This is a genomic window from Algibacter sp. (genome assembly GCF_029245835.1).
Lineage (GTDB): Bacteria > Bacteroidota > Bacteroidia > Flavobacteriales > Flavobacteriaceae > Algibacter_B.
The window spans coordinates 54,653-76,227 of the sequence record NZ_JAQWOO010000045.1 but is presented as its reverse complement, the minus strand read 5'-3'; the positions used below and the strand labels follow the sequence as shown (position 1 = coordinate 76,227).

Here is a 21,575-nt window from a genome sequence, read left to right as displayed (position 1 = left end):
ATGAAAAAAATACTAATAATTGAGGACAACCAGGATGTTAGAGAAAATACGGCAGACATCTTAGAATTGGCGAATTATGAAGTCATAACAGCCGAAAACGGTAAAATAGGTATTGTAAGCGCGAAGAAAAATAAACCCGATATCATTCTTTGCGATATTATGATGCCAGAAATAGACGGGTATGGTGTGCTTGATGTTTTAAGTAGTGATAAAAAAACAGCTAGTATTCCTTTTATCTTTTTAACAGCAAGAGCAGAAAAAAGTGATATGCGAAAAGGAATGAACTTAGGTGCCGACGATTACCTTACCAAACCTTTTAACGAAAAAGAGTTATTAGGAGCCATAGAAAGTCGACTTAAAAAACACAATTTCTTAAAAAAAGAGTTTTCAAGAACCATAGAAGGGATTTCCCAGTTTATTGAAGAAGCTTCAGACTATATGGACATAGACCATTTATCTAAGAATTATTCATCTCAAAAATACAAAAAAAACGAATTATTATTTATGGAGGGTAGTCCTGCAAACACCATGTTTTTTGTACAAAGCGGCGCACTAAAAACATATAGAACAACAGAAAAAGGTAAAGAATTTATAACTGGATTTTACAGTGCTGGGGATTTTATAGGACAATTGTCTTTATTAACAAGTAAAACCTATATTGAATCGGCTACGATTCTTGAAGATGCAGAGCTTTATGGTATTCCAAAAATAGAATTTACGACCTTGCTTCATGCTAATAAAGAAGTAGCTAACAAATTTGTAGCATTAATTTCTAATAATTTGGTAGAAGCACAAGAACAATTGGTAAATATGGCTTATGCAACTGTAAGACAGCGTGTTGCTAAAGCGTTGCTAGATCTGCATCAAAACGGTGTCTTGTGCGATAAAGACACAAGTGGTATTGGTATTGCAAGAGACGATTTTGCAGGTCTTATAGGAACTGCTACAGAAACAGCTATACGTATGCTAACCGAATTTAAAGACGAAGGACTGATAGCCATAGACTCCAGTAGAAAAATAATAATTAGAGATGAAAAAGCACTTGAAGATATTGTAGTTTTTAATTAAAATAGATTGAATAATTTAAACCAATTGACTGTAATCATTCCAAGTAATAATATAGCAAGTTATATTTACAAACAGAGCGGAATTAACGCGTTTAAAAAAAATGTATTCAAAGAATTATAATACAGAACAAAAACAGATTTATTTTAAGGCTTTCCAAAAATTATCACAATTAGAAATAGCCATAAATCATGCTAAAGAAACAGATGTTTCTACAACTCAAATTTCTATTCTAGGAAAAGTTTCCCAATATTATATCGATAAAGAAAAAGAACTAACTGAAGGCATTGATGTAATAAAAATATATTGGGAAAAAATATGGGGAAGTAAAGTTAGGTTTGGTAAGTTTAACAATCCTGAAATAGGCAATATTTTCATTGTTGGTAGTTTAACATCGACGTTCCTGCATCAAGTAAATGGTAAATCTTTGGCAACTTTATCATCTGGCCCTTATGGTATTTTAGAGGTATGGGTGTTAGTAAAGAGCGAGCCATAGCATACCTAAAAACTTTAAACAGTGGCAAGTATTTACTAATTGTAAGAGGTTATAAAGAAGATATTTGGCACCTAGAGCATATATTGGAAGAGGAAGATATAAAACCAAATATCTGATTTGTATTTTTGTATTTCTAACAATTAAGTTTAAAAACATATAAACTATTCTTTTTTAAACTCAATAATTCCAATTTTGCCTTGTCTTAAAATGGTTATGGGTATTTTATCACCGGTATCAAAATTTTCTAATTTTTCCTGTATTAAGCTTTGGAAATTGAGAGTATCAAAACTAATACCTGCAAAATCTAAAATAATATCACCTCCAATTATAAGGTCTTTACCATCTATATTCGCATCAATGGTACCTCCTCTAAGTCCTATTTTATTTGCTACGCCTTTAGAGGATAGTTTAAGAATAAGCAATCCGGATTCTCGAGGAATATTAAGGGCTTTTGCAATATTACTAGTAATTATTATGGATTCCATACCCGTCCAAATAGTTGGCGCTTCCATCAATAGCCTTTTTGCAGTGTTTGAGGATACTGCAAAACCAATACCCGTAAACCCACCATATACACTATAAATACAGCTAGTTATTCCAGCAACTTCACCTTTCATATTAAACATAGGACCACCAGAATTTCCGAGGTTTATAGCCGCATCCGTTTGTAAGAATTCTATATTTGAAAAATCATTGCTTAGGCTCTCTGGTATATGTCTCCATCCAGAAATTCCACTCTAACCAATTCAGCAGTTTGTACAACGTGGGATGCTGTCCAGATTAGACCTTCGTTAGAAACCAAAACACCAGAACCCTTTTGGGATTTGGTAACTAACGCCATAGTGTTGCCAGACGATTTGGGTTCTACACTTAATATATCAATAACAACAACTGAAGATTTCACTTCCTTATAGCGGTCGGATAGCATCTGTGTTATGCCAAAACTGCTTAAAAAAAGGCACATTATAACTAGTAATGGTTTCATTTAATTCAAATTTAATCTTGAAAATGTTTATAAAACAAAAACGGGAAGACAATGCCTTCCCGTTTCCTAATGAGACGATTAATTTTATGTATACCGCTAACCAATCCATTAAAATACCCTATCGCTAACATACTAGAATAAATTAATTTTGGTAACAACAATTTTAATCGCTTCATGTTGGCTGTACCTGTTTTACAACAGAAACTGACCAATATCCTAAATATTTTAAGATAATCTGGGGCAACTAAATGCCCCAGATTACTGGTGCAAAATTCTCTTTATAACCTTTTGGCATTACATATACTTTTTACAAAGTCAACATAATAACTTCAAAATCGTTAAGAACCTTTTACACTCTAGATTCTTCTGTACATCTACATTAAGAACCTATACCTTTATATTTTCAAAGAACAATCTAAAATTATACAGCTAATTTAAAGCCCTTTTTCAAAGTTTAAAATGACCCAAAGTCAGTTGTATTATTTTTTTAAAATAGAAACTGGAAGCCTAAACTTCCAGTTTCCTGTTGAGACGATTCATTTTATCTATACGTCCAACTAACCAATCAAAACTTCCATTTCTGGAATTTTTTAAAAAATCAATTTTTGTAAAACAAATTCAATCGTTTCAAACTGGTTTCGCTTGCCTTACAGCAATTGACAACCAATATTTTAAAATAATCTGGGACAACTAAATGTCCCAGATTACTGGTAAAAACTATTCTTTACAGTCTTAATCTGATATTGCATGCACTTCATTACAAAGTCAACACAAAAAGCTTAAAGCTTTCAAGCACAGTTTCGCACCAATGGTCTTTGTTACATTACTGCAACAAGAACCTTTATTTTTATTTCAAAGAACTCTCTTAATAATTTTACTGCTAATTTACAACCCTTATACAAGCTGCGAAATGACCTAGGTCAATTGCATCATTTTTTTTAAATAGAAACTGGAAGTCGAAACTTCCAGTTTCCTTATAAAGCAACTAACTCTTTATAACTCTAATTAATTTCTTTATACCATCAATTACTGATAAGCACAATTCAAATTAATTTTTGCCAAACAAGATTAATCACTTTATATCAACAAAAATTAATTAATAGCTTCTTTAATATTGTTAAGTTTCAAAGAACATTTGTTTTTATGATATGGCTAATATATAGCAGTTTTTAAATTCGCTATATGACCTAGGTCAGTTTGAATATATTTTTTAAAATTAATTCTATTACATAATAACTGATGCTGGTAAAATTGATTTTTCAGCTCTATTGATATTCTCTATACCTTGTAATAAAGCATCTGGATTAAAAGAAATACTATCAATGCCTTGGTTTACCAGAAATGCTGCAAATTCTGGAAAATCGCTAGGTGCTTGTCCACAAAGTCCAATTTTAGTATTTGTTTTTTTTGCTGATTTTATGGCCATGGCAACCATTTGTTTTGCAGCTTCATCGTTTTCATCAAAAAGTTTTCCCATGAGTTCAGAATCTCTGTCTATGCCTAAAGTAAGTTGTGTTAAATCATTTGAACCTATAGAAAAACCATCAAATATTTCAGCAAATTTTTCTGCCAAAACCACATTACTTGGTATTTCAACCATGGTATAGACTTCCAAACCATTATTACCACGTTTTAAGCCGTTTTCTTCCATGTTGGCAAGTACTTTTTCACCCTCTTTAATGGTTCTACAAAAAGGTACCATCACTTTTAAATTGGTAAGCCCCATAGCTTCCCTTACTTTTTTTATGGCTTTACACTCCAATGCAAATCCTTCTTTATACAACTCACTATAATATCGAGATGCGCCTCTAAAACCAAGCATTGGGTTTTCTTCTTTGGGTTCAAAATCATAACCCCCAATAAGATTTGCATATTCGTTGGTTTTAAAATCACTTAACCTTACAATAACTTCTTTAGGGTAGAAAGCGGCTGCAATAGTTGCTATACCTTGCGAGAGTTGGTCTATAAAGTAATCTTCCTTATTTTTATAGTTTTGGGTGATTTCGGCAATTTGTTTTCTGACTGAAATATCCTTGATTTTATCGAAACGTACTAATGCCATAGGATGTACTTTAACTAAATGCGTAATTATAAATTCCATTCGCAATAAACCCACACCATTATTTGGATAGAATGATAATTGAAAGGCATTTTCGGGGTCTGCCAGAATCATTTTAACTTCCGTTTTTGGCATTTTTATATTTGAAAAATCTATTTCCTTTTCTTCAAAAGAAAGTTCGCCTTTATAAATATATCCTGTTTTGCCTTGTGCGCATGATAAAGTAATAATTTCACCATCTTTAATTGTAGTAGTCGCATCACCGCAACCTACAATGGCAGGAACACCCAACTCACGGGCAACAATGGCTGCATGACTTGTTCTTCCTCCTTTATTGGTAATAATACCAGCCACTTGTTTTAATAACGGATCCCAATCTGGTGTTATAGTATCTGTAACAATAATGCTATTTTTGGCAAGTAGGTTCACATCCTTTGGCGATTTTAAATAACATGCTTTACCTACTCTTATTTTAGAACCTACTGCATTACCCTGAGACAAAACGGTTCCTTTTTCTAATAGTTTATATTCAATATGAATATTTTTATTTCGGATTTGGTGCACCGTTTCTGGTCGTGCTTGGGTAATATATAATTGATTTGTAATACCATCTTTAGCCCATTCTATATCCATAGGCTTTTTATAATGCGCTTCAATTTGTTTTGCCCATTGTCCAAGAGTTATAATTTCTTGATTAGATAACACAAACTGTTGCTGTTTAACTATTGGTGTATAAATATTTAAAGTAGATATTTTAGTTTTATCTTTTGCATAAATCATACATAGTTTCTTGTCTCCCAGTGTTTTCTGAATTATGGGGTTTTTGCCATTTTCCAAGTTTGGTTTAAATAAGTAAAACTCATCGGGGTTTACAGTACCTTGCACGATATTTTCACCCAATCCCCAAACACCAGAAAGTAGGATAACGTTATCAAAACCAGATTCTGGCTCTATGGTAAAACCAACGCCAGAGGAGGCTTTGTCAGATCGTACCATAAGCTGGACACCAACCGAAAGCGCAATAGTATGATGTTGAAATCCTTTGTCTTCTCTGTATTTGATAGCGCGATTGGTATATAAGGACGCAAAGCATTTTTTTACAGCTTTAAGTAATTCTTCATCTCCTTTTACATTCAAGTAGGTTTCGTGCTGTCCTGCAAAACTGGCATCTGGAAGGTCTTCGGCTGTTGCGCTACTTCTTACGGCCACTGCTTTTTTATCTTCACCACATAAATTAGTATAGGCTTTTATGATTTCTTCTGAAAATTCTTTGGAAAATATTCCTTTTAGAATATAATCGCGTGCTTGTTTCCCAATTGTTTCAAGGTTTGAGAATTCTTTTCTATCAAGTTGGCATAATAGTTCTTCTAAAGATTGCTGAATCTTATTCTCTTTTAAGAATTCCCAAAAGGCGAATGATGTTGTTGCAAAGCCATTGGGAACATTTACGCCCTTGGGTATTAATTGATTGTACATTTCACCTAAAGACGCATTTTTACCCCCTACAATTTCAATATCATTTATACCAATTTCGCTAAATTTTTTAATATGTGATTCCATATTTTTAATACTTTTTTGTTATTTAATTCTAAAAGCACTCATGTTTTAATCGTTTTAAAATAATGTAAATCAGAAAATCACGCTTTATTAAATGATGCTTTTTAGAGTTTTTATTTTAGACAAATCCTTTTTAATTACATAGAATAAGGTTAGATTTTACAGTATGCACGACCTTAATCTTTTAATATTTTTTTATGAATAGTACCCCTATTGGTTCTGACTTGTAATATGTATAGACCAGATTGCAAACCTTCTAGATTGAAATTCTTTTTTTGTGTTTGCATAGCCAAAACACCCGTAATACTGTAAATAGTTGCTGTTTTTAGCTGTAAATTGTTTTTTAAATCAATGGTTAAATAATCCGCAGCAGGATTTGGGTAAATGTTTAAGGAAGATGAAAGCATATTTTTAGTTAATGATAGCGTACAATCCTGATCAAAATAGGATTGGTCATCTATATTTGGCCAATTTGCTGTACTCCAAAATGCATCATCCACTTGGATGCAGTACAAGTCTGGATTATTAAGGGCATTAAAATTAATAGAAGGTGTAATATTTGAATTATTGCCATTTCGCACATTTAAGCTACTTAAATCATTATTAGTACAACTCAAAAATGTCAAGGCTGTATTAGTGCTTAAATCTAAACTGCTCAAGTTATTATTGTAACAAGCTAAAAAAGTTAAGGCTGTGTTATGACTTACATCTAAAACACTTAAATTATTGTTATTACAAAATAAGGACTCCAATGCAGAAAATTCCTCTATTCCTGTTAGGTCGTTTATACCTTCAAAAGCTATATATAAAGAGGTTAAGGTATTTATATTAGCGGTGCGTACATAATCATCTAACACATCATCATATCCAAGATCTATTAAGACTTGCTCAAATAAATTATCTGGTACATAGGTGAGATCGTAACCACAATATGCGCTAAAAAAAGATTGTGTATCAATATTATACCAATGCACATCGCTGTAAGCAACATCATCTACTTGTATACAGGTTAAATCTGGATTAAACTTGGCATTAAAATATGTAATATTATTGTTAGTACCATTCTTCACATTTAACTCAGTCAAGTTATTGGATTGACAGCTTAAAAAGGTTAATTCTGGATTGTTGCTCACATCTAAATGGTTTAAATTATTAAGAGCGCATCTTAAGGAATTTAGTAAGATATTGTTGCTCACGTCTAAACTGCTAATATTATTGGAATAACAAGATAAATATGTTAATTGGGTATTGTTGCTTACATCTAATTCACTAAGATTATTATCGTAACACGTTATATCCTCTAAAAGAGTATTATTACTTACATCTAAAGTGGCTAAGTTATTCTCGAAACATTGTAAATGAATTAGAGCAGTGTTATTAGTTATATCTAAAGCATTTAAATCGTTTTTATCACAATATAAATCTGTTAATAAAGTACTACTACTTATATCTAAAGCACTTAAATCATTAAAGAAACAAGATAAATAAGTTAAAGCACTATTAGTACTTACATCCAAACTGGTTAAATTATTATAGTCGCAAGACAAATAGGTTAATAAGGGATTACTACTCATATCTAATGTAGCCAATTCATTACTATAACAAGATAAATACGTTAAATCGGTGTTGCTACTAACGTCTAAATTGCTTATTTCATTTAAATAGCAAGACAAGGTGGTTAATGCTGTGTTGCTACTAATGTTTAAACTGGTTAGATTATTATCAGAACAATCCAATTCAGTCAATGCAATAAAATCTTCAATTCCAGTTAAATCACTGATGTTTTTGTTAGATACATTTAAATGAGCAACTGTATTAATTCTTGAGGTAAGCACATAATCATCTCCTGACACTCCATTTCCCATACTTGACGGGTCACCAACAGTCACAACTTCTCCATTTGCATTATGGTGTTCTAAATAACTTTCAAAAAAATTATCTGCCACATAGGTGGTTTGTGTATTACCCATAAAAGAAACCGCTATTAAACACGAGGTTATTAATAGTCTATAGCATAGTTTTATTTTCATGATTTGACGTTTTGTGAATTTGATATTTAAAAGTAACAATAGCAATCCTTACTTAAAATGACCTACGTCAATGAGATATTATTTTCTTTCACCTGACCTAGGTCATTTTCTAAAGCATATTCTATTTCTAATTTTGAAGTGTATTAATAAAATTAAATCAAAATATCATGTCAGTATTAAAAGTAATAGAAGTGTTGGGCAACTCAACGATTAGTTTTGAAGACGCCGTTAAAAATGTGGTTAAAGAAGCCGCAAAATCGGTTAAAAATATTAAATCAGTATATGTTAAAGACATGCAGGTTACCGTAAATAATAATGCGGTTGCAGAGTACCGAGTAACGACCAAAGTATGCTTTGGTATTATGGACAGCCTTTAATTAATTATTCAGTTTAGTTGGTGCTAGAAAGAGCTTTCTTAAAATATAAAACGTATATCACTACTTATTTTTTTAGAAGGCTCTTTCTTTTTGCTGCATCTAAAAAAAGAATCAAATTTTACTATCTAATTTCTTTGTGGCGTTAACAATACTTTTAGCATCTTTTTCAAATTTATATGTAATTTATTGAGTCTATTTAAATTTTTTACAATAAAATAACCCTGACTTTATAATTAAAATCAGAGTTATCTGGAATTGTACTTAAATAATAAATTATCTATGCATACGCTGCACGATACTGTACCTTAAGTTCGTTTTTAACATCATAAACACCTGGCGCATTATAGGCAGCGGTTTCAGCATCTTCTTTTTCTTTATAAGAATGTACCTTACCACGTAATGTCACTGTATTACCATGAGTTTCTAAAATAATACCATCTGCATCAAAGGCTGCCATTCTTTCAAATGCCCTTTTTATTTTTTCTTTTACTTCAGAAGGTTTTATGCTACTTTTCAGTGAAATCGAATTACTTACACCTTTAACACCCAACAGTTTTTCTACAGCTTTTTTTGCAGCATTTTTTTGATATAACCATTGCACTTCTCCTGTTAAGTAAACCCAACCATTTTCAACTTTTATGGTAATATCATCTTCAGGAACTGAAGAATTCCACTCAAAAGCATCTACTACAGCTTTTGCGATTTCTTTATCCGTTTTTTTAAAATCATTACCATATTTAACCTCAATATCAAGAGCAACCGCTTTTACTCCTTTAACGCTTTTTGCTGCTTTTTCAGCAGCTAGTTTTTTAGAGTAATTATTAACTACACCACTAAGTGTTACCACACCATTTTCCACAATAACCCCTATTTGAGTTTCATCCACATTTTGCTGCCATGCTAATTCGTCTAATACATCGTCTTTAATTTCTACATCTGTTTTCATAATTTTTATATTTTTAAAATTAATATATCCAAATCTACATGAGTTGTAATGTATTGAAAATGACCCAAATCAGTTGAGATAATTTTAACATTTTTTATTTCATAAACTTGCTGACCTAGGTCATTTTATTTTAAACAATAGTATTGCATTTTTACATTCTAAAAGAAACAATAAATGCGTAATAAAATAGTTTAAAATAGATATGGTATGACGACCTTAATTTCAAATCCGAAAGCAAAATTACTACTTGGTGCAGCATTGGACATACTACATTTTGAAAGCCGAGAATGGCTGGACACCATTGAATTTTTGAAAGACGAGATTCGGTTTTTTGAAAATTTATTGAAGCAAAAAGAATCCGAAGAGAGCAACAAACAAGAGTTTACTAAACTATTGAAAAATCTGGATAAAATACATATCGATTTTCTAGAAGACCTTGAAGACGATATTATACAGCACGAAAGCACATTATCTAAAATAGTAAAAGGTGAAAAAGGATTATCTGATGCCGTTTATAGAGATAAACATAGCCAGCTTGCAAAACGGATGAATACCTTCACCGAGAATTTTAAAACATTCAAAAAAATAATTTTTGATCATGCCAAAGATATTTAACAATAGAATGTCCTTTGGTATTATGTATCAACATTTAGTTTACTAATAGTCCGTTTTTAAAACCAACGTTATGGAAATTTTAATTTATCAAAAACAATATCATAAAGCTGATGCTATAGAAAACTTTCTGGATTTTTACTACAACATACAATTAAACCATTTAGCAAGTAATTTATTGAAAGAGGGCTTATCACCAGAACAGATTTCTGATGCGGTTTTAAAGGCCATAAACGTTGGGAAATCTTCGGGTTTAGAAATACAACAACATTTTATGCCCGTATTTACAGATTTAAAAAGCGACATTATTAACGATTGTAAACTCTCTAAATTGGGTTATGGTTTGGTTTTACTTAATGCTGATACAGAGGTCTCAACTGTAGGACAATGGCAGATTAAGGTTTTGGAAGCTTATTTTGATTAAACTAGGTTGTCTAGTATTAATAAAATATGAGATGATTACTAGGCGTTTTTTGGCAATGATAGATAAAATGTAGACCCTTTTCCTAATTCGCTTTTAAAAGTGATGTTACCTTCCAGCAAATTAACGTAGTGCTTTACAATACATAGACCAAGCCCAGTCCCTTGAATGTTAACAGCGTTTTTTGCTCTGAAAAATTTAGTAAATAGCTGTTTTTGTTCATCTTTTGGAATGCCAATGCCTTCGTCAATAAATGTAATATGCACAGTATCACTTTCAACTTTTGCATTAATAAAGATATCGGTGTTCGAGTATTTTATTGAATTGGTAATAAGGTTTACAAAAACGTTATGCAATATTTTTTTATCCATTACAACTTTTGAACTGCCCTTATATTGTAAATGAATTTGCTGGTTTTCTTTTAAGGACCATTTTAGTTCATCCAATATTTCCTTAATAAACAATTTTAAGTTAAAAGCCTCTTTGCTTGTGGTGACAATGCCACGATCTAGTTTATCCATGGAAAGAAAATCTTCCAAAATAGCAGTAAGCTGTTTTACAGAAGATTTAATCCGCTGCACATGTTGTGATTGTTTGTTATACTGTTGAAGAGCGTTATATTTTGCAATCAAAATAGCAGACGACAAAATAGTAGTCAATGGTGTGCGGAACTCGTGGGACGCCATGGAAACAAATGCTGTTTTCATTTCGTTGACCATTTTTTCGTTGCGTAAAGCTTCTGTCAATTTTTTGGTTCTTTGCTCTACAATAGTTTCGAGATTTTGTGTGTATTCTTCTTTTCGTTGCTCTGTTTTTTTTCGCTCGGTAATGTCTTCACCTGCCATTATAGTGCCTAAAAACCGACCCTTATTGTCTCTTAAGATACTATTGCTCCATGACATAATTATTTCATCATTAGACCTGCTTCTTAACTTACATTGAAAATTTTTAGGATAGACTGTACGTTTTTCACCGAAAGTAGCTTTTTCTTTTTCAAAACAATTGTTACCAATATCACAAATAAAACCTTTAAACCAACGTTTGCCAATTATTTCTTCTGCACTATGACCTGACAATTCACAGCCTTTTTTATTAACAATAACGACCTTATCATCGGCATCAAGCAATAAAAACACGAATGGTATCTCCGTCGGATTTCTTTTTAATAATTTCTGGAATAATTTTTTGTTCCACGACATCATAAGCCTCTTTATCCCTGAAAAATGAAGTGACACCAATCAGCAGTTCGTCAAATAATTTTTGAAGTTCTTCTTTGTTTTTTTGAAGATATTTTAGATAGTTCTCCAGTTTATCAATTTGGTTCAATGCCATCCGTTTCTCTATTCTGCGAATGACCGTACTGCTTTTGTAATCGCCAAATTTACAGCCGGTTTCATTACGCAATAGGATGAATATTTTTTCAAGAAGTTGATTTGTAGTTGAAACTATTTCGGGTTTCTCTTGAGGTTTAAATGTTCGGTTCTTTGCATATTTTACTAGTGCTTCTGGTATTTTTTTCACCTCAAGTATAAAATCCTCAACACCTGCCACTACCGCACTTCTTGGCATACCATCATATTTTGCAGTTTCTGGGTCTTGAACGATGGATAGTCCGCCTTGACCTTTAATGTCTTTTAAACCCAATGTACCTTCGGTACCTGTGCCTGATAAAATAATACCAATAGCCTTTTCCTGCTGGTCTTCTGTAAGCGAACGAAAGAAAAAGTCTATTGGTTTTCTAAATCCTCTGACTGCAGATGGTTCCATAAGGTGCAAAACACTATTAAAAATGGCCATATCCTTATTTGGTGGGATAACATAAACATTGTTGGGTAATACTTTAGTCTTGTCTTTAACTTCCTTAACCTGCATGTCTGTATGACTTTTTAAAAGTTGCACCATAAGGCTTTTATGTGTTGGGTCTAAATGTTGTACAATTACAAATGCCATACCCATATGTTTTGGTGCCGACTCAAAAAACTCTTTAAAAGCCTCTAAACCACCAGCAGATGCCCCATACCTACAATAAGAAAAGGGTTCGTTTTATTTTTTGGTACCGTATTTTTCTTTGCAGGCACTGGCTTTTCTTTATTTTTTGCTGTTGGTATTTTCTTTTTAGCCATGGGAAATAGTTCTATTTTTTAATGGTTTTAAAGGTACTTAAAGTATAAATATTTCATGAATTTTTGCGCGTTTTATGAATTAATTTCTAGTCCAATTGGACAATGGTCAGAACCATAGTATTCTGATAGAATATTAATGGTTTCTATTTTATTTATTAAATATTTACTCATCAAGAAATAATCAATACGCCAACCTATATTTCTCTCTCTTGCTTTAAAACGGTAGCTCCAATAGGTGTAAGCCTCTGCGTTAGAATGTATTTCTCTAAACGCATCTATAAATCCTGCATTGATAAAGTTATCCATACCATCTATTTCTACTTGGGTATAACCAGCCGTTTTGTTATAATTTGTTTTATCGTTTTTTAAATCGATAGTTTGATGTGCCACATTAAAATCGCCAGCCACGATTAAGGGTTTTTCCTTTTCAAGATGTTGCAAATACCTCAAAAAATCTTCATCCCATTGTTTTCGGTAATCCAACCGTTCTAAGTGTTGACCAGAATTTGGCACATAGACGTTAATAAGATAATAGTCTTTGTATTCAGCACAAATAATGCGTCCTTCTTTATCATGCTTAGGAATACCCATACCATACACAATGGAAATGGGTTTAATTTTTGAAAGAATTACTGTTCCAGAATAGCCTTTTTTAACTGCCGAATTCACATAGATATTATAATTTGATAATTGGAATAAACTTTTAGTTACCGCATCATCTTGTGCCTTTGTTTCTTGAATACAAAGGATGTCTGGATTCATCTTTTTTAAATCTTGAAAAAAATCTTTTTTTACAATGGCTCTTATGCCGTTAACGTTCCATGATATTATTTTCATAATAAGTTAGTATAAAATCTATTTAAAAAACGCTCTTAGTTTAGTTTTTGAAAATTAATTGTAAAATGACCCAAGTCATTTCTCTTGGTTAAAATAAAACCTAAATTTAAGTCATATACTTATTGTTTAAAATGATTCTAATCATAAAAAAGAAAATATCATGGCACTAAATTTCAATCAATTCGCGAAAGAAGCAAACAAATTTATAAATGACTATACTAAAGAATTAAATCTCAATGGCGATACAGAAAAAGCTGGACGTATATTGTCTTCTATATTACATGGACTACGAGAATTAATTTCTACTGAAGAATCAATACAGCTCATAGCACAATTTCCTATGTTTTTAAAAGCGGTTTATGTTAATGGATGGAGTCCTAAACAGAAAAAAACTAAGGTTAAAACCATGGACGATTTTATTGATTTAGTAAAAAGTTTTGATTCTCCCTCTGAGATCAGTGATTTTGGGTATGACAACGATTTGGCCGAAAATTATATTTACACAACATTTATTAAGCTTAGAAAGTATATTTCTTTAGGTGAAATTGAGGATATAAGATCTGAACTCCCAAAGGATTTAAAAGATATGGTTTACCATAGTATTATGTTTTAATTACATAATTAAAGGAACTTTTTTAATAGATATTTTACTTATTTTTAAATGTATATACAATACACGATTGAGAAAATGATTTGGGTCTGTTCAAATTTCTTTTTTTGATGGCATTTAAATTCTTTCTGAAAAATTTAATTATTTGAAGAATAATATTGTAGTTTTTTGATTGTATTTAATAAATAATTAAAATAGAATTCACTTCGAATAAAAATTACTTTTTTTTTGAAATAGGTGTCTCTAAAAGCTCAAAGAACTGATCTAATTTTGGTAATATCAGGATTTCATTTATGGCACGACCTCTAGCAGTTTCGTTGGTGGTTTTTGGCACATTATCTGTATGACCTTCAACCAGAATATCCAATTCCTTAGGATCGTTTATAATTTTGGCAATTTTACCAATAACGTTTTTAGCATTGTCGTTAATTTTATAACGACCAGATCGGAACAACATCTTATCTGAAATGGACACGTAAACCACGCCTTTTTTACTTCAATATTAATGTCCTCGTCATCAAAATAATCTAAAGACCGTTTAAGGTTCGTTACCAATACCAAGTTCAAGGAATTTTTACGTTGCATGAAACTGGTTAAAGCCTTAATGTATTTATTTTGTTGATTGAGCGCTTCCAAAGATTTTGTGATGTTTTAGGCACCAGATATACTGACTACGGATAAGTCTGATAATCGCTCTAAAAAATTGGTATTGGTGCTTTAAAAAAATAGTAAAACCAATGGATAAAAAATTGACTTTTTCATGCTTATAAGATTTTAAGATTTAAATCATTTTAAAGGCATTTCAAAACTAGATATATGCCGTAAAAAGGTAAATGACTTGGGTAAGTATGAAATTGAATGGTTTACGATAAATTTTAAATTTTATTCAAAAGCTGAATAGGAGTGTTTTTTGCGTGAGTGATTGCAATGGAAATCCCACAGCCTGACTGCAAGGAAGAGCGAGGAATTGCAATGGAAAGCACGACCCTTGTGGTCACGCCCAAATTAAAATACGATTTGGATACTTTGTTTAATTTTCATCGTGTTTGTCTTCAAAAAAAAGGCTTAAGAAGCGATGTTTTGCATGGTCAAATTTCTCTAGAAATAGAGTTTCATTTCTAGTAAGACCATCTTCCATGAGGTAACTTATTGGCACTAATGCATTAAAACTTCTAAAAACTTCTTTTGAAATTGCTAGTATGGGCAATGCTAAAATCATACCCGAAATGCCCCAAATTATGCCTCCTAAAAAAAGACCAACAATAATAAACAGCGGATTTACCTTAATACTGGAACCCATAACATTTGGTGAAATTAAATTCCCCTCTATTTGTTGTATTATAATATAAAGTATCACTACTGCCCATGGTTGCCAAAGTGTATTGCCAACCATTAGCATATAGGTGAATGGCAAAATACCGCCTATGGTTGTGCCTACGTAAGGAATAACCTCTAGAAAACCAGCTAAAAATCCCCAAAAAAAAGGATGAGGAACACCAATAGCCCACAGTCCCAATCCTATTAAAGTCCCTAGGATAATGACCATAATACCTTGACCTATCATATAGCGTTTAGTTAGTTTTTGAATCTGGTTAAAAAGATGGTTTAGTGTTTCCCTGTGTTTTGGTTTTGCTTGTGAAATAGCAAAGTTTTTAAAGGCTGTTTTATACAATAACAGAAAGTACGTAATCACAATTATTAAGATAAAATTGGCTATAAGAGTGGTGCCAGATTGAAAACTTTCTTGCAGGAAACCCATAGTGAGATCTAGTATGGATTTAAAATTTTCTGACAACCAAGTTGAGGAAGATTGAGCCTCTAGTGCAAATTTTTGATTGAACCAATCCACTAATTGATTGGCAATGGTAGTTAGTTTTACACTTATAGATGGCAAATCGCTAAACAAAGCTGAAGACTGATTGATGAAAAATAAAATCAGTGCTAGCAACGGTAATACAACTGTAAGATACGCAGCGAAGATAGCAACTATTTTGTTGCGCAGTTTGCCTTGAAAAAAATCAACTATAGGCTTTAACATTAAAGCAAAAAAAAACTAAAAATAATAGGTGCAAGAATTACTTTGCCCACTATTATCAAGTAAATGCCTAAAGCTATTATGCTCAAGAAATAAAATATGTTAGGTAAATTTAAAGTGTATTTTTTCATAGAGTCCAATATTAAATTAACCTTAATGAATTGACAATGATCTATATCAGTTTAGAAACTTATAAGCGCCCCTTGATAAGGAAGTTTAAAGCCAATAGGAACAAGCAAAGCAACTACATATATTTTGAAAGAAATCGGAAAAATTCTTTTTTTAAATCTGAATAGATTTGCCTCTGCGTTTCCATTTTATTTCGAAATTCAAGATGTTTTTTTACCAAAGTAGTATCAAGTGCATCTTTACCTTCTAAATTTAAACCAGCCATTTGTGTTTCATGAACTTCAATGGCTTCTTGCAGTTCATCTATTCTTTTGTCATGCAGTATAAATTCGTTTTGATAATGTTCTAATTTGGCTAGTACTTTTTTATCAGTCCAACGCGTAACTAATTCCTCTAATCTTTTATTGAAAGATTTTAACTCGTCTTCCCAAAACGAGAGTTCACGATTCCATTGTACATGCTCAAAATGTAAGTCTGAATTGTATAAAACTTGTGTTTCCATGATATTTGTTTTTTATTTAATCTTCTAAAACTGCAAATTGCTCTAAAGCTTCCATGGCTTCAGAACCGTACACAACGGCTGGTCCGCCACCCATAAGTACAGCAACACCAATAGTTTCTAAAATCTCTTGCGACGAAGCACCAGCTTTAAGTGCATCGTGTACATGAAATGCAATACAACCATCACATCTTACCGTGATTGCTATTCCCAAAGCAATGAGTTCTTTTGTTTTTGAAGTTAATGCGCCTTCTGCAATACCTGCTTTATGCAATGCATTAAAACTGTTCATTGTCTCTGGGATTTTATCACCTAATTCGCGCATTGATTTTGTGAGGTCGTTGTATTTTTTAGAATGATCTTTTATCATGATATAAAAATTTGAGTGTTAATGTTGATTCAAAAGTATTTTAAAAAAAGAGCTCTCAAAATGACCCAAGTCATTTTGGTACAGGTTGTTCTTTGTTTTCTTTGTGATAAGATTTGTACTAAATAAATGCGTCATGAAAAACAAAGGCTATGTTATTATTATGCTCTTAATGAGTTTTCTAACACTAGAGAGTTGTGGTCCTGTCGTAATTTCTTCTAGACCTGATGTGCCACCACCACCTTGGTTTTACCCCAATAGAGTTGAAGCTGTACGGTATGTTTATTTTCCCGAATACATGATTTATTACGATTTATCATTACGCAATTATCTCTATTTGAATAATGGTGCATGGGTAAGAGTCAGGGTTTTACCACAGCGATATAATGGTATTGATTTAAGACGAAGCAGATTTGTGCGCATAAAAGGTTACAGAGATGATAATATTTCAGGATATCATCGCGAAAACAACACTAGTCGCAGTAGTACATCTAGAAGACAAAGCAGTTCTAGAAGTAGCTCTAAAAGCAGAAGAAATTAAGCCTTAAAATGAATCGCTTGCCATTGTCTAATTATAAAATATATAAAAAATGAAACGTAGTATAATCTTATTGTTAGTATTGATGTTTATAGGCTGTAATCATCAAGTTAAAGAGAAAGAAGTTCCAGAAATTGATAGTTATGAAATTGCTCAAGATCATACAGCTGTAAAGCCTAAAGAAAAATGGGATGTTCGCAAAGAATATGATGAGTTTGGAAATCTAATTAAATATGATTCTATTTATTCTTGGTCGTATTCAGATATCAAAGGAGACTCTCTACGGGTAAATTTAGATAGCATCATGGACTCTTTCCAACGTTACTTAGGAGATAACATGCCTAATACATGGAACCAGGACTTTTCATATTTCCCTAAACACGACTCACTTTTTATGAATGATTTTTTTGAAGATGATTATTTTTTCAGAAACTGGCAAAATCAGCATTCCGAATTAGAGAGCATGATTAAGCACATGGACTCAACTCGTAATTTGTTCTTAAAACGATTTCATCCAGGATTATTAGAATCCAAAGAAATGGACTAAAAGTATATTCTAATTTGTGTTTTGGGGAAAGTAATAGTCCTAATAATTTATTACTTTACTATGGCGAATGGAGTCTTTTTGAAAATTTGTCCAATAATACTTTCCTTCTAAAATGCCTTTGGTTTCCCAATCGCCATACATGGCATTGGGCAATACGATATACTTGTTTCCAAAATAGGTTTTTAAACTATCTGCTTTACGATTTCTTACTTTTGTAGGTTGGCCATCAAATACTTCAGAAAAATCAGAAAGATTATCGCCAATCAGCATTACAATATCGTGAGATCGTTGTATTTTTTTTCGTCTTGTTTCTTTTCCGCCTTCATCAGTTCTTAATAAAATATGGTTTTCGTCCGCAAAAGGAAACCCCAACTGCTTAAGGTTTTCAAGAGTTTCACTTGTTTGAACTGATAATCGATTGGATAGATAGAACACTTCCACATTTTTATCTTGTGCATATTGAAAAAAGTGGAGAGAACCTGGAACTGCTTTTGCTTTCTTTTCTTTTCCCCATGCTATCCAACTTGTTTCAGAATAGTCTTCATTGCGTTCAATCAGCTTACCGTTGTAAGGGCTATTGTTTAATACGGTTTCGTCAATATCGGTTACGATAGCGAGTGGTTTTTCAATTTTTGTTTTGTTGGCCAGAATATCATCTAATTGAAGCTTTGCTGTGTTGAAAGCCTGATACGTTAATGCACGATATTCCGCTGCATGTTGTTGCCAAAGTACTGCCAATATGGAATATTCTTTAATAGGAATAGCAATCGTTTCGGTTTTGGATTTCTCCTTATTAATTGTTGTGACTTGCGTTTTACATCCTGTAAGCAATGTAAAGCTGAAAACGGCAATTAGAAGATTAACTCTCATAGTTTTATACAATATATATCAAATGTACTGAGACAGCATTTTTTATAAAATGACCTTAGTCATAGATTACAAAACTGACTTGAGTCATTGTTAAAAAAAATCAGGTTTTTTACCTTGAAATAATTCTAAAATGAACATCATATGAAACCAAATAATACATTTGACCAACTTGCGGCATTATCTTCCGAAATAAGACGACTAACCCTTAAAAGGCTTGAAGAAGTTCCTGAGGGGTTTATAAACTGGCGATTAAACAATACGGCTATGAGTTTTGCTCACTTGGTACAACATATCATTGATGTGGACAACATATTCTTTAGTCTTTCAACAACCAATAAAAGAACCTTCAAATGGGAAATGGGTTCTGAAGAACCTCACTTTAATGTTGATGAAACCATATACAAGTCCTTGATTGAAACCTTAAAGGCGAATGGCGAAAAAAGAAATATTATAATTTCAGAATTTAATGCTATAACCATTAAAGATTTGGTTCGTAATACAAAAGGCGAAGAAATGACATTTTGGTGGTTTATAATGCATCATGTACTAGAACATGAAACCTATCACAGAGGACAAATAGCTACTTATTTGAAAGTATTAAAAGGCGAATCTGCTAAAATTTAATGTGCTTTCTAAATCTTAATAATATCGGTTGGTGTTTCTACCAAAATAGTAACATCACCGCGCAACGCTATAGGCTGTTTCATGATCTCAGGATTATGTTGTATCATTTTTATCCAATCTCTTTCAGAAAAATCATGATGCTCAAAATGTGAGACATAAGCAGGATGATCCTGATTTACCAAGTCTTTTATCTCAATATTTAAGCGATCTGCTAGTTCTGTTATTTGTGTACCTGTAAGTGGCGTTTTTAAAATATCAATGTCTAGTATTGGTAAACCTTCGGCTTTTGCATACGCTAATGTTTGTTTTGCCCTAACCGATTTAGAATGATAAAATATAGTAATCTGCCTGTCTGAAGTAGCAATTTCTCCCATAATTATTTATTTTAATGAATTAAGTGTTTTTATTATTATGTGTTTCCAAATGATGTTTGAGCAGTTGCTTTAAACTCTCCAAATACTCTTCCATGACTTGTTTATCTACATTTGGATGATCTGTTTTAGGAATGGTTAATGGGTTCTCGTCCAAAGAGCGATATAGTTCTGGGTAATTGGTCTCTATGTTAGTGGTGAGTTGAGTGATTTCAGTTAATAGTTTTCTTAAATTTTTCATATCGTAATTTTCTTTAATTTATTCATATCTCAAGGCATCAATAGGGTTTAGTTTCGCAGCTTTTCGCGCAGGGAAATAACCAAAAACCACACCTACTAATACAGCGAACCCAAAGCCAATCAATACAGAGTAGGCAACTGTTGGTATGTAAAATCCAGTTGCTTTGAATATAATTTGATTTCCTATAATTCCAAGAATAATACCCAAAATACCACCTGTTAAACTCAACACAATAGCTTCAATTAAAAATTGGGTTAGAATATCACTTTCTCTGGCTCCAATTGCTAAACGCGTGCCAATTTCTCGGGTACGTTCTGTTACCGAAACTAGCATGATATTCATGATGCCAATACCGCCTACAATTAATGAAATACTAGCTATGGCACCCAATATTATTGTTAATATTCCCGTTACATTTCCAGTAATTTCCTGCAACTCAATTTGTGTAGTAATTTCAAAATCATCTTCATCTTGGTCTAATATTCTATGTGATTCTCGCAATAGCTCGGTAGCTTCAATTTCAGCGTCCAAAATATGGTCTTCACTCAAAGCACTAGCCATTATCATATTGTACCCTCTACGATGGCCAAATAACCTGTTTTGAACCGTTGTATAAGGTGCTATAACAATATCGTCTTGGTCTTGTCCCATTGTGCCTTCGCCTTCTTCCTTTAATAAACCAACTACTGTAAAAGGGACTTTATTTATTCGTATTTGTCTGCCTATAGGGTCTTGCCCTGGGAAAATTTCTTCTCTTATAGTTTCGCCTATAACGCAGAATTTTCTAGCGGTTGTAACGTCCTCTGCTGTAAATGCATTTCCTGAAACTATTTCCCGACTTAAAATATCAAAATATTGATTAGAGACACCGTAAACCGTTGTTGAAACATAACCAGCAGCGCCAATAACCTGTGCGCCAATAGCTACCAAAGGAGAAATTTTGGACATCCAAACAGAGCTTTTTTGTAAAATATCTAAATCCTTTTTCTCTATTGGTCTGCCCATTCTAACATTTATACCGCCTCTATGCTCTTCTTTTGTACTTATCATCAATAAATTAGTTCCTAATCCTGATATTTGATCTTGAACTTGTTGAGTTGCTCCTTCGCCTGCCGAAATCGTCATAATAACTGCAGCAACGCCAATAATAATGCCCAACATAGTAAGAATACTGCGAGTTCTATTTTTGTTGATGGCCTGAAAAGCGACCTTGAATATTTTTAGAAATTGCTTCAT

25 protein-coding genes and 1 pseudogene are annotated in these 21,575 nt (G+C 32.3%); 9 read left to right on the top strand and 17 right to left on the bottom strand.

What is annotated here, in order from left to right:
• The gene (locus P8K68_RS07720) at window positions 1-1,068 is read left to right on the top strand and encodes a response regulator (protein WP_300249160.1); all 1,068 of its coding nucleotides are present in this window, start codon (window positions 1-3) and stop codon (window positions 1,066-1,068) included.
• Between the two features lie 100 nt (window positions 1,069-1,168).
• Window positions 1,169-1,561 (top strand): hypothetical protein, encoded by a 393-nt coding sequence (locus tag P8K68_RS07715; RefSeq protein WP_300249157.1) that lies wholly within the window; start codon window positions 1,169-1,171, stop codon window positions 1,559-1,561.
• 161 nt (window positions 1,562-1,722) lie between these two features.
• Here P8K68_RS07715 and P8K68_RS07710 read toward each other — a convergent pair whose 3' ends face one another.
• The 4 genes from P8K68_RS07710 to P8K68_RS07695 all read right to left on the bottom strand — a co-directional run bounded on the left by P8K68_RS07710 (window position 1,723) and on the right by P8K68_RS07695 (window position 8,192).
• Window positions 1,723-2,241, bottom strand: a complete 519-nt coding sequence (locus tag P8K68_RS07710) for a trypsin-like serine protease (protein ID WP_366143736.1) — start codon at window positions 2,239-2,241, stop codon at window positions 1,723-1,725.
• Between the two features lie 17 nt (window positions 2,242-2,258).
• On the bottom strand, window positions 2,259-2,546 hold the full coding sequence (locus tag P8K68_RS07705; protein WP_300249155.1) for a hypothetical protein: 288 nt from the start codon (window positions 2,544-2,546) through the stop codon (window positions 2,259-2,261).
• A 1,225-nt stretch (window positions 2,547-3,771) separates the two neighbouring features.
• Entirely contained in the window at window positions 3,772-6,165 is a 2,394-nt protein-coding gene (ppsA, locus tag P8K68_RS07700; RefSeq protein ID WP_300249152.1) for a phosphoenolpyruvate synthase, read from the bottom strand.
• A 173-nt stretch (window positions 6,166-6,338) separates the two neighbouring features.
• Window positions 6,339-8,192, bottom strand: a complete 1,854-nt coding sequence (locus P8K68_RS07695) for a T9SS type A sorting domain-containing protein (RefSeq protein WP_300249150.1) — start codon at window positions 8,190-8,192, stop codon at window positions 6,339-6,341.
• A gap of 167 nt (window positions 8,193-8,359) precedes the next feature.
• On the opposite strand from P8K68_RS07695, the gene P8K68_RS07690 reads away from it, so the two are divergent.
• Window positions 8,360-8,569 carry a dodecin family protein gene (locus P8K68_RS07690; RefSeq protein WP_300249148.1) on the top strand — a complete coding sequence of 70 codons (210 nt, stop codon included), beginning with the start codon at window positions 8,360-8,362 and terminating at the stop codon, window positions 8,567-8,569.
• A gap of 277 nt (window positions 8,570-8,846) precedes the next feature.
• On the opposite strand, the gene P8K68_RS07685 is transcribed toward P8K68_RS07690, so the two are convergent.
• A complete protein-coding gene (locus tag P8K68_RS07685) occupies window positions 8,847-9,515 on the bottom strand; it encodes a BON domain-containing protein (protein ID WP_300249146.1) in 669 nt (222 codons plus the stop codon).
• A 207-nt stretch (window positions 9,516-9,722) separates the two neighbouring features.
• On the opposite strand from P8K68_RS07685, the gene P8K68_RS07680 reads away from it, so the two are divergent.
• A complete protein-coding gene (locus P8K68_RS07680) occupies window positions 9,723-10,130 on the top strand; it encodes a hypothetical protein (protein WP_300249144.1) in 408 nt (135 codons plus the stop codon).
• 70 nt (window positions 10,131-10,200) lie between these two features.
• Window positions 10,201-10,551, top strand: a complete 351-nt coding sequence (locus P8K68_RS07675) for a hypothetical protein (protein ID WP_300249142.1) — start codon at window positions 10,201-10,203, stop codon at window positions 10,549-10,551.
• A 38-nt stretch (window positions 10,552-10,589) separates the two neighbouring features.
• On the opposite strand, the gene P8K68_RS07670 is transcribed toward P8K68_RS07675, so the two are convergent.
• The 4 genes from P8K68_RS07670 to P8K68_RS07655 all read right to left on the bottom strand — a co-directional run bounded on the left by P8K68_RS07670 (window position 10,590) and on the right by P8K68_RS07655 (window position 13,508).
• A complete protein-coding gene (locus P8K68_RS07670) occupies window positions 10,590-11,783 on the bottom strand; it encodes a PAS domain-containing sensor histidine kinase (protein ID WP_300249140.1) in 1,194 nt (397 codons plus the stop codon).
• Window positions 11,668-12,504 (bottom strand): chemotaxis protein CheB, encoded by an 837-nt coding sequence (locus P8K68_RS07665; protein WP_300249137.1) that lies wholly within the window; start codon window positions 12,502-12,504, stop codon window positions 11,668-11,670. Before P8K68_RS07665 ends, P8K68_RS07670 begins: the two co-directional genes overlap by 116 nt.
• Window positions 12,505-12,542: 38 nt before the next feature.
• Window positions 12,543-12,671 (bottom strand): hypothetical protein, encoded by a 129-nt coding sequence (locus P8K68_RS07660; protein ID WP_300249134.1) that lies wholly within the window; start codon window positions 12,669-12,671, stop codon window positions 12,543-12,545.
• Window positions 12,672-12,743: 72 nt separating this feature from the next.
• Window positions 12,744-13,508, bottom strand: coding sequence for an exodeoxyribonuclease III (locus P8K68_RS07655; RefSeq protein ID WP_300249132.1), 765 nt, complete (start codon window positions 13,506-13,508; stop codon window positions 12,744-12,746).
• A 160-nt stretch (window positions 13,509-13,668) separates the two neighbouring features.
• Here P8K68_RS07655 and P8K68_RS07650 point away from each other — a divergent pair, with 160 nt between their 5' ends.
• The gene (locus tag P8K68_RS07650; RefSeq protein WP_300249130.1) at window positions 13,669-14,121 is read left to right on the top strand and encodes a DUF2267 domain-containing protein; all 453 of its coding nucleotides are present in this window, start codon (window positions 13,669-13,671) and stop codon (window positions 14,119-14,121) included.
• Between the two features lie 214 nt (window positions 14,122-14,335).
• Here the strand turns inward: P8K68_RS07650 and P8K68_RS07645 are convergent, their stop codons facing one another.
• From P8K68_RS07645 to P8K68_RS07630, 4 genes and pseudogenes are all read right to left on the bottom strand, one after another.
• Window positions 14,336-14,593 (bottom strand): OmpA family protein, encoded by a 258-nt coding sequence (locus P8K68_RS07645; RefSeq protein WP_300249129.1) that lies wholly within the window; start codon window positions 14,591-14,593, stop codon window positions 14,336-14,338.
• Window positions 14,594-15,148: 555 nt separating this feature from the next.
• Window positions 15,149-16,159 (bottom strand): annotated as a pseudogene (locus P8K68_RS07640) (AI-2E family transporter); the annotation flags it as partial.
• A 238-nt stretch (window positions 16,160-16,397) separates the two neighbouring features.
• Window positions 16,398-16,784, bottom strand: coding sequence for a hypothetical protein (locus P8K68_RS07635; RefSeq protein WP_300249128.1), 387 nt, complete (start codon window positions 16,782-16,784; stop codon window positions 16,398-16,400).
• 16 nt (window positions 16,785-16,800) lie between these two features.
• On the bottom strand, window positions 16,801-17,151 hold the full coding sequence (locus P8K68_RS07630) for a carboxymuconolactone decarboxylase family protein (protein ID WP_300249126.1): 351 nt from the start codon (window positions 17,149-17,151) through the stop codon (window positions 16,801-16,803).
• A 133-nt stretch (window positions 17,152-17,284) separates the two neighbouring features.
• On the opposite strand from P8K68_RS07630, the gene P8K68_RS07625 reads away from it, so the two are divergent.
• Together P8K68_RS07625 and P8K68_RS07620 are read left to right on the top strand one after the other, a co-directional pair.
• Entirely contained in the window at window positions 17,285-17,689 is a 405-nt protein-coding gene (locus P8K68_RS07625) for a hypothetical protein (protein ID WP_300249123.1), read from the top strand.
• 49 nt (window positions 17,690-17,738) lie between these two features.
• Entirely contained in the window at window positions 17,739-18,233 is a 495-nt protein-coding gene (locus tag P8K68_RS07620; protein WP_300249120.1) for a hypothetical protein, read from the top strand.
• 39 nt (window positions 18,234-18,272) lie between these two features.
• Here P8K68_RS07620 and P8K68_RS07615 read toward each other — a convergent pair whose 3' ends face one another.
• On the bottom strand, window positions 18,273-19,103 hold the full coding sequence (locus P8K68_RS07615; protein WP_300249119.1) for a 5'-nucleotidase, lipoprotein e(P4) family: 831 nt from the start codon (window positions 19,101-19,103) through the stop codon (window positions 18,273-18,275).
• A gap of 141 nt (window positions 19,104-19,244) precedes the next feature.
• Here P8K68_RS07615 and P8K68_RS07610 point away from each other — a divergent pair, with 141 nt between their 5' ends.
• The gene (locus P8K68_RS07610; RefSeq protein WP_300249117.1) at window positions 19,245-19,727 is read left to right on the top strand and encodes a DinB family protein; all 483 of its coding nucleotides are present in this window, start codon (window positions 19,245-19,247) and stop codon (window positions 19,725-19,727) included.
• An 8-nt stretch (window positions 19,728-19,735) separates the two neighbouring features.
• Here the strand turns inward: P8K68_RS07610 and P8K68_RS07605 are convergent, their stop codons facing one another.
• Genes P8K68_RS07605 through P8K68_RS07595 form a run of 3 tightly spaced genes read right to left on the bottom strand, consistent with a single transcriptional unit; the run spans window position 19,736 to window position 21,575 of the window.
• Window positions 19,736-20,101, bottom strand: coding sequence for a hypothetical protein (locus P8K68_RS07605; RefSeq protein WP_300249115.1), 366 nt, complete (start codon window positions 20,099-20,101; stop codon window positions 19,736-19,738).
• 19 nt (window positions 20,102-20,120) lie between these two features.
• Window positions 20,121-20,339, bottom strand: a complete 219-nt coding sequence (locus P8K68_RS07600) for a hypothetical protein (RefSeq protein WP_300249113.1) — start codon at window positions 20,337-20,339, stop codon at window positions 20,121-20,123.
• Between the two features lie 18 nt (window positions 20,340-20,357).
• Entirely contained in the window at window positions 20,358-21,575 is a 1,218-nt protein-coding gene (locus tag P8K68_RS07595) for an ABC transporter permease (RefSeq protein ID WP_300249111.1), read from the bottom strand.

What these genes read in the sequence shown, in the direction of transcription:
- P8K68_RS07720 (WP_300249160.1), top strand. Translation starts at nt 1, where the DNA reads ATGAAAAAAATACTAATAATTGAGGACAACCAGGATGTTAGAGAAAAT.
- P8K68_RS07715 (WP_300249157.1), top strand. Translation starts at nt 1,169, where the DNA reads ATGTATTCAAAGAATTATAATACAGAACAAAAACAGATTTATTTTAAG.
- P8K68_RS07705 (WP_300249155.1), bottom strand. Translation starts at nt 2,546, where the DNA reads ATGAAACCATTACTAGTTATAATGTGCCTTTTTTTAAGCAGTTTTGGC.
- ppsA (WP_300249152.1), bottom strand. Translation starts at nt 6,165, where the DNA reads ATGGAATCACATATTAAAAAATTTAGCGAAATTGGTATAAATGATATT.
- P8K68_RS07695 (WP_300249150.1), bottom strand. Translation starts at nt 8,192, where the DNA reads ATGAAAATAAAACTATGCTATAGACTATTAATAACCTCGTGTTTAATA.
- P8K68_RS07690 (WP_300249148.1), top strand. Translation starts at nt 8,360, where the DNA reads ATGTCAGTATTAAAAGTAATAGAAGTGTTGGGCAACTCAACGATTAGT.
- P8K68_RS07685 (WP_300249146.1), bottom strand. Translation starts at nt 9,515, where the DNA reads ATGAAAACAGATGTAGAAATTAAAGACGATGTATTAGACGAATTAGCA.
- P8K68_RS07680 (WP_300249144.1), top strand. Translation starts at nt 9,723, where the DNA reads ATGACGACCTTAATTTCAAATCCGAAAGCAAAATTACTACTTGGTGCA.
- P8K68_RS07675 (WP_300249142.1), top strand. Translation starts at nt 10,201, where the DNA reads ATGGAAATTTTAATTTATCAAAAACAATATCATAAAGCTGATGCTATA.
- P8K68_RS07665 (WP_300249137.1), bottom strand. Translation starts at nt 12,504, where the DNA reads ATGGGTATGGCATTTGTAATTGTACAACATTTAGACCCAACACATAAA.
- P8K68_RS07660 (WP_300249134.1), bottom strand. Translation starts at nt 12,671, where the DNA reads ATGGCTAAAAAGAAAATACCAACAGCAAAAAATAAAGAAAAGCCAGTG.
- P8K68_RS07655 (WP_300249132.1), bottom strand. Translation starts at nt 13,508, where the DNA reads ATGAAAATAATATCATGGAACGTTAACGGCATAAGAGCCATTGTAAAA.
- P8K68_RS07650 (WP_300249130.1), top strand. Translation starts at nt 13,669, where the DNA reads ATGGCACTAAATTTCAATCAATTCGCGAAAGAAGCAAACAAATTTATA.
- P8K68_RS07635 (WP_300249128.1), bottom strand. Translation starts at nt 16,784, where the DNA reads ATGGAAACACAAGTTTTATACAATTCAGACTTACATTTTGAGCATGTA.
- P8K68_RS07630 (WP_300249126.1), bottom strand. Translation starts at nt 17,151, where the DNA reads ATGATAAAAGATCATTCTAAAAAATACAACGACCTCACAAAATCAATG.
- P8K68_RS07625 (WP_300249123.1), top strand. Translation starts at nt 17,285, where the DNA reads ATGAAAAACAAAGGCTATGTTATTATTATGCTCTTAATGAGTTTTCTA.
- P8K68_RS07620 (WP_300249120.1), top strand. Translation starts at nt 17,739, where the DNA reads ATGAAACGTAGTATAATCTTATTGTTAGTATTGATGTTTATAGGCTGT.
- P8K68_RS07615 (WP_300249119.1), bottom strand. Translation starts at nt 19,103, where the DNA reads ATGAGAGTTAATCTTCTAATTGCCGTTTTCAGCTTTACATTGCTTACA.
- P8K68_RS07610 (WP_300249117.1), top strand. Translation starts at nt 19,245, where the DNA reads ATGAAACCAAATAATACATTTGACCAACTTGCGGCATTATCTTCCGAA.
- P8K68_RS07605 (WP_300249115.1), bottom strand. Translation starts at nt 20,101, where the DNA reads ATGGGAGAAATTGCTACTTCAGACAGGCAGATTACTATATTTTATCAT.
- P8K68_RS07600 (WP_300249113.1), bottom strand. Translation starts at nt 20,339, where the DNA reads ATGAAAAATTTAAGAAAACTATTAACTGAAATCACTCAACTCACCACT.
- P8K68_RS07595 (WP_300249111.1), bottom strand. Translation starts at nt 21,575, where the DNA reads ATGAAGCAATTTCTAAAAATATTCAAGGTCGCTTTTCAGGCCATCAAC.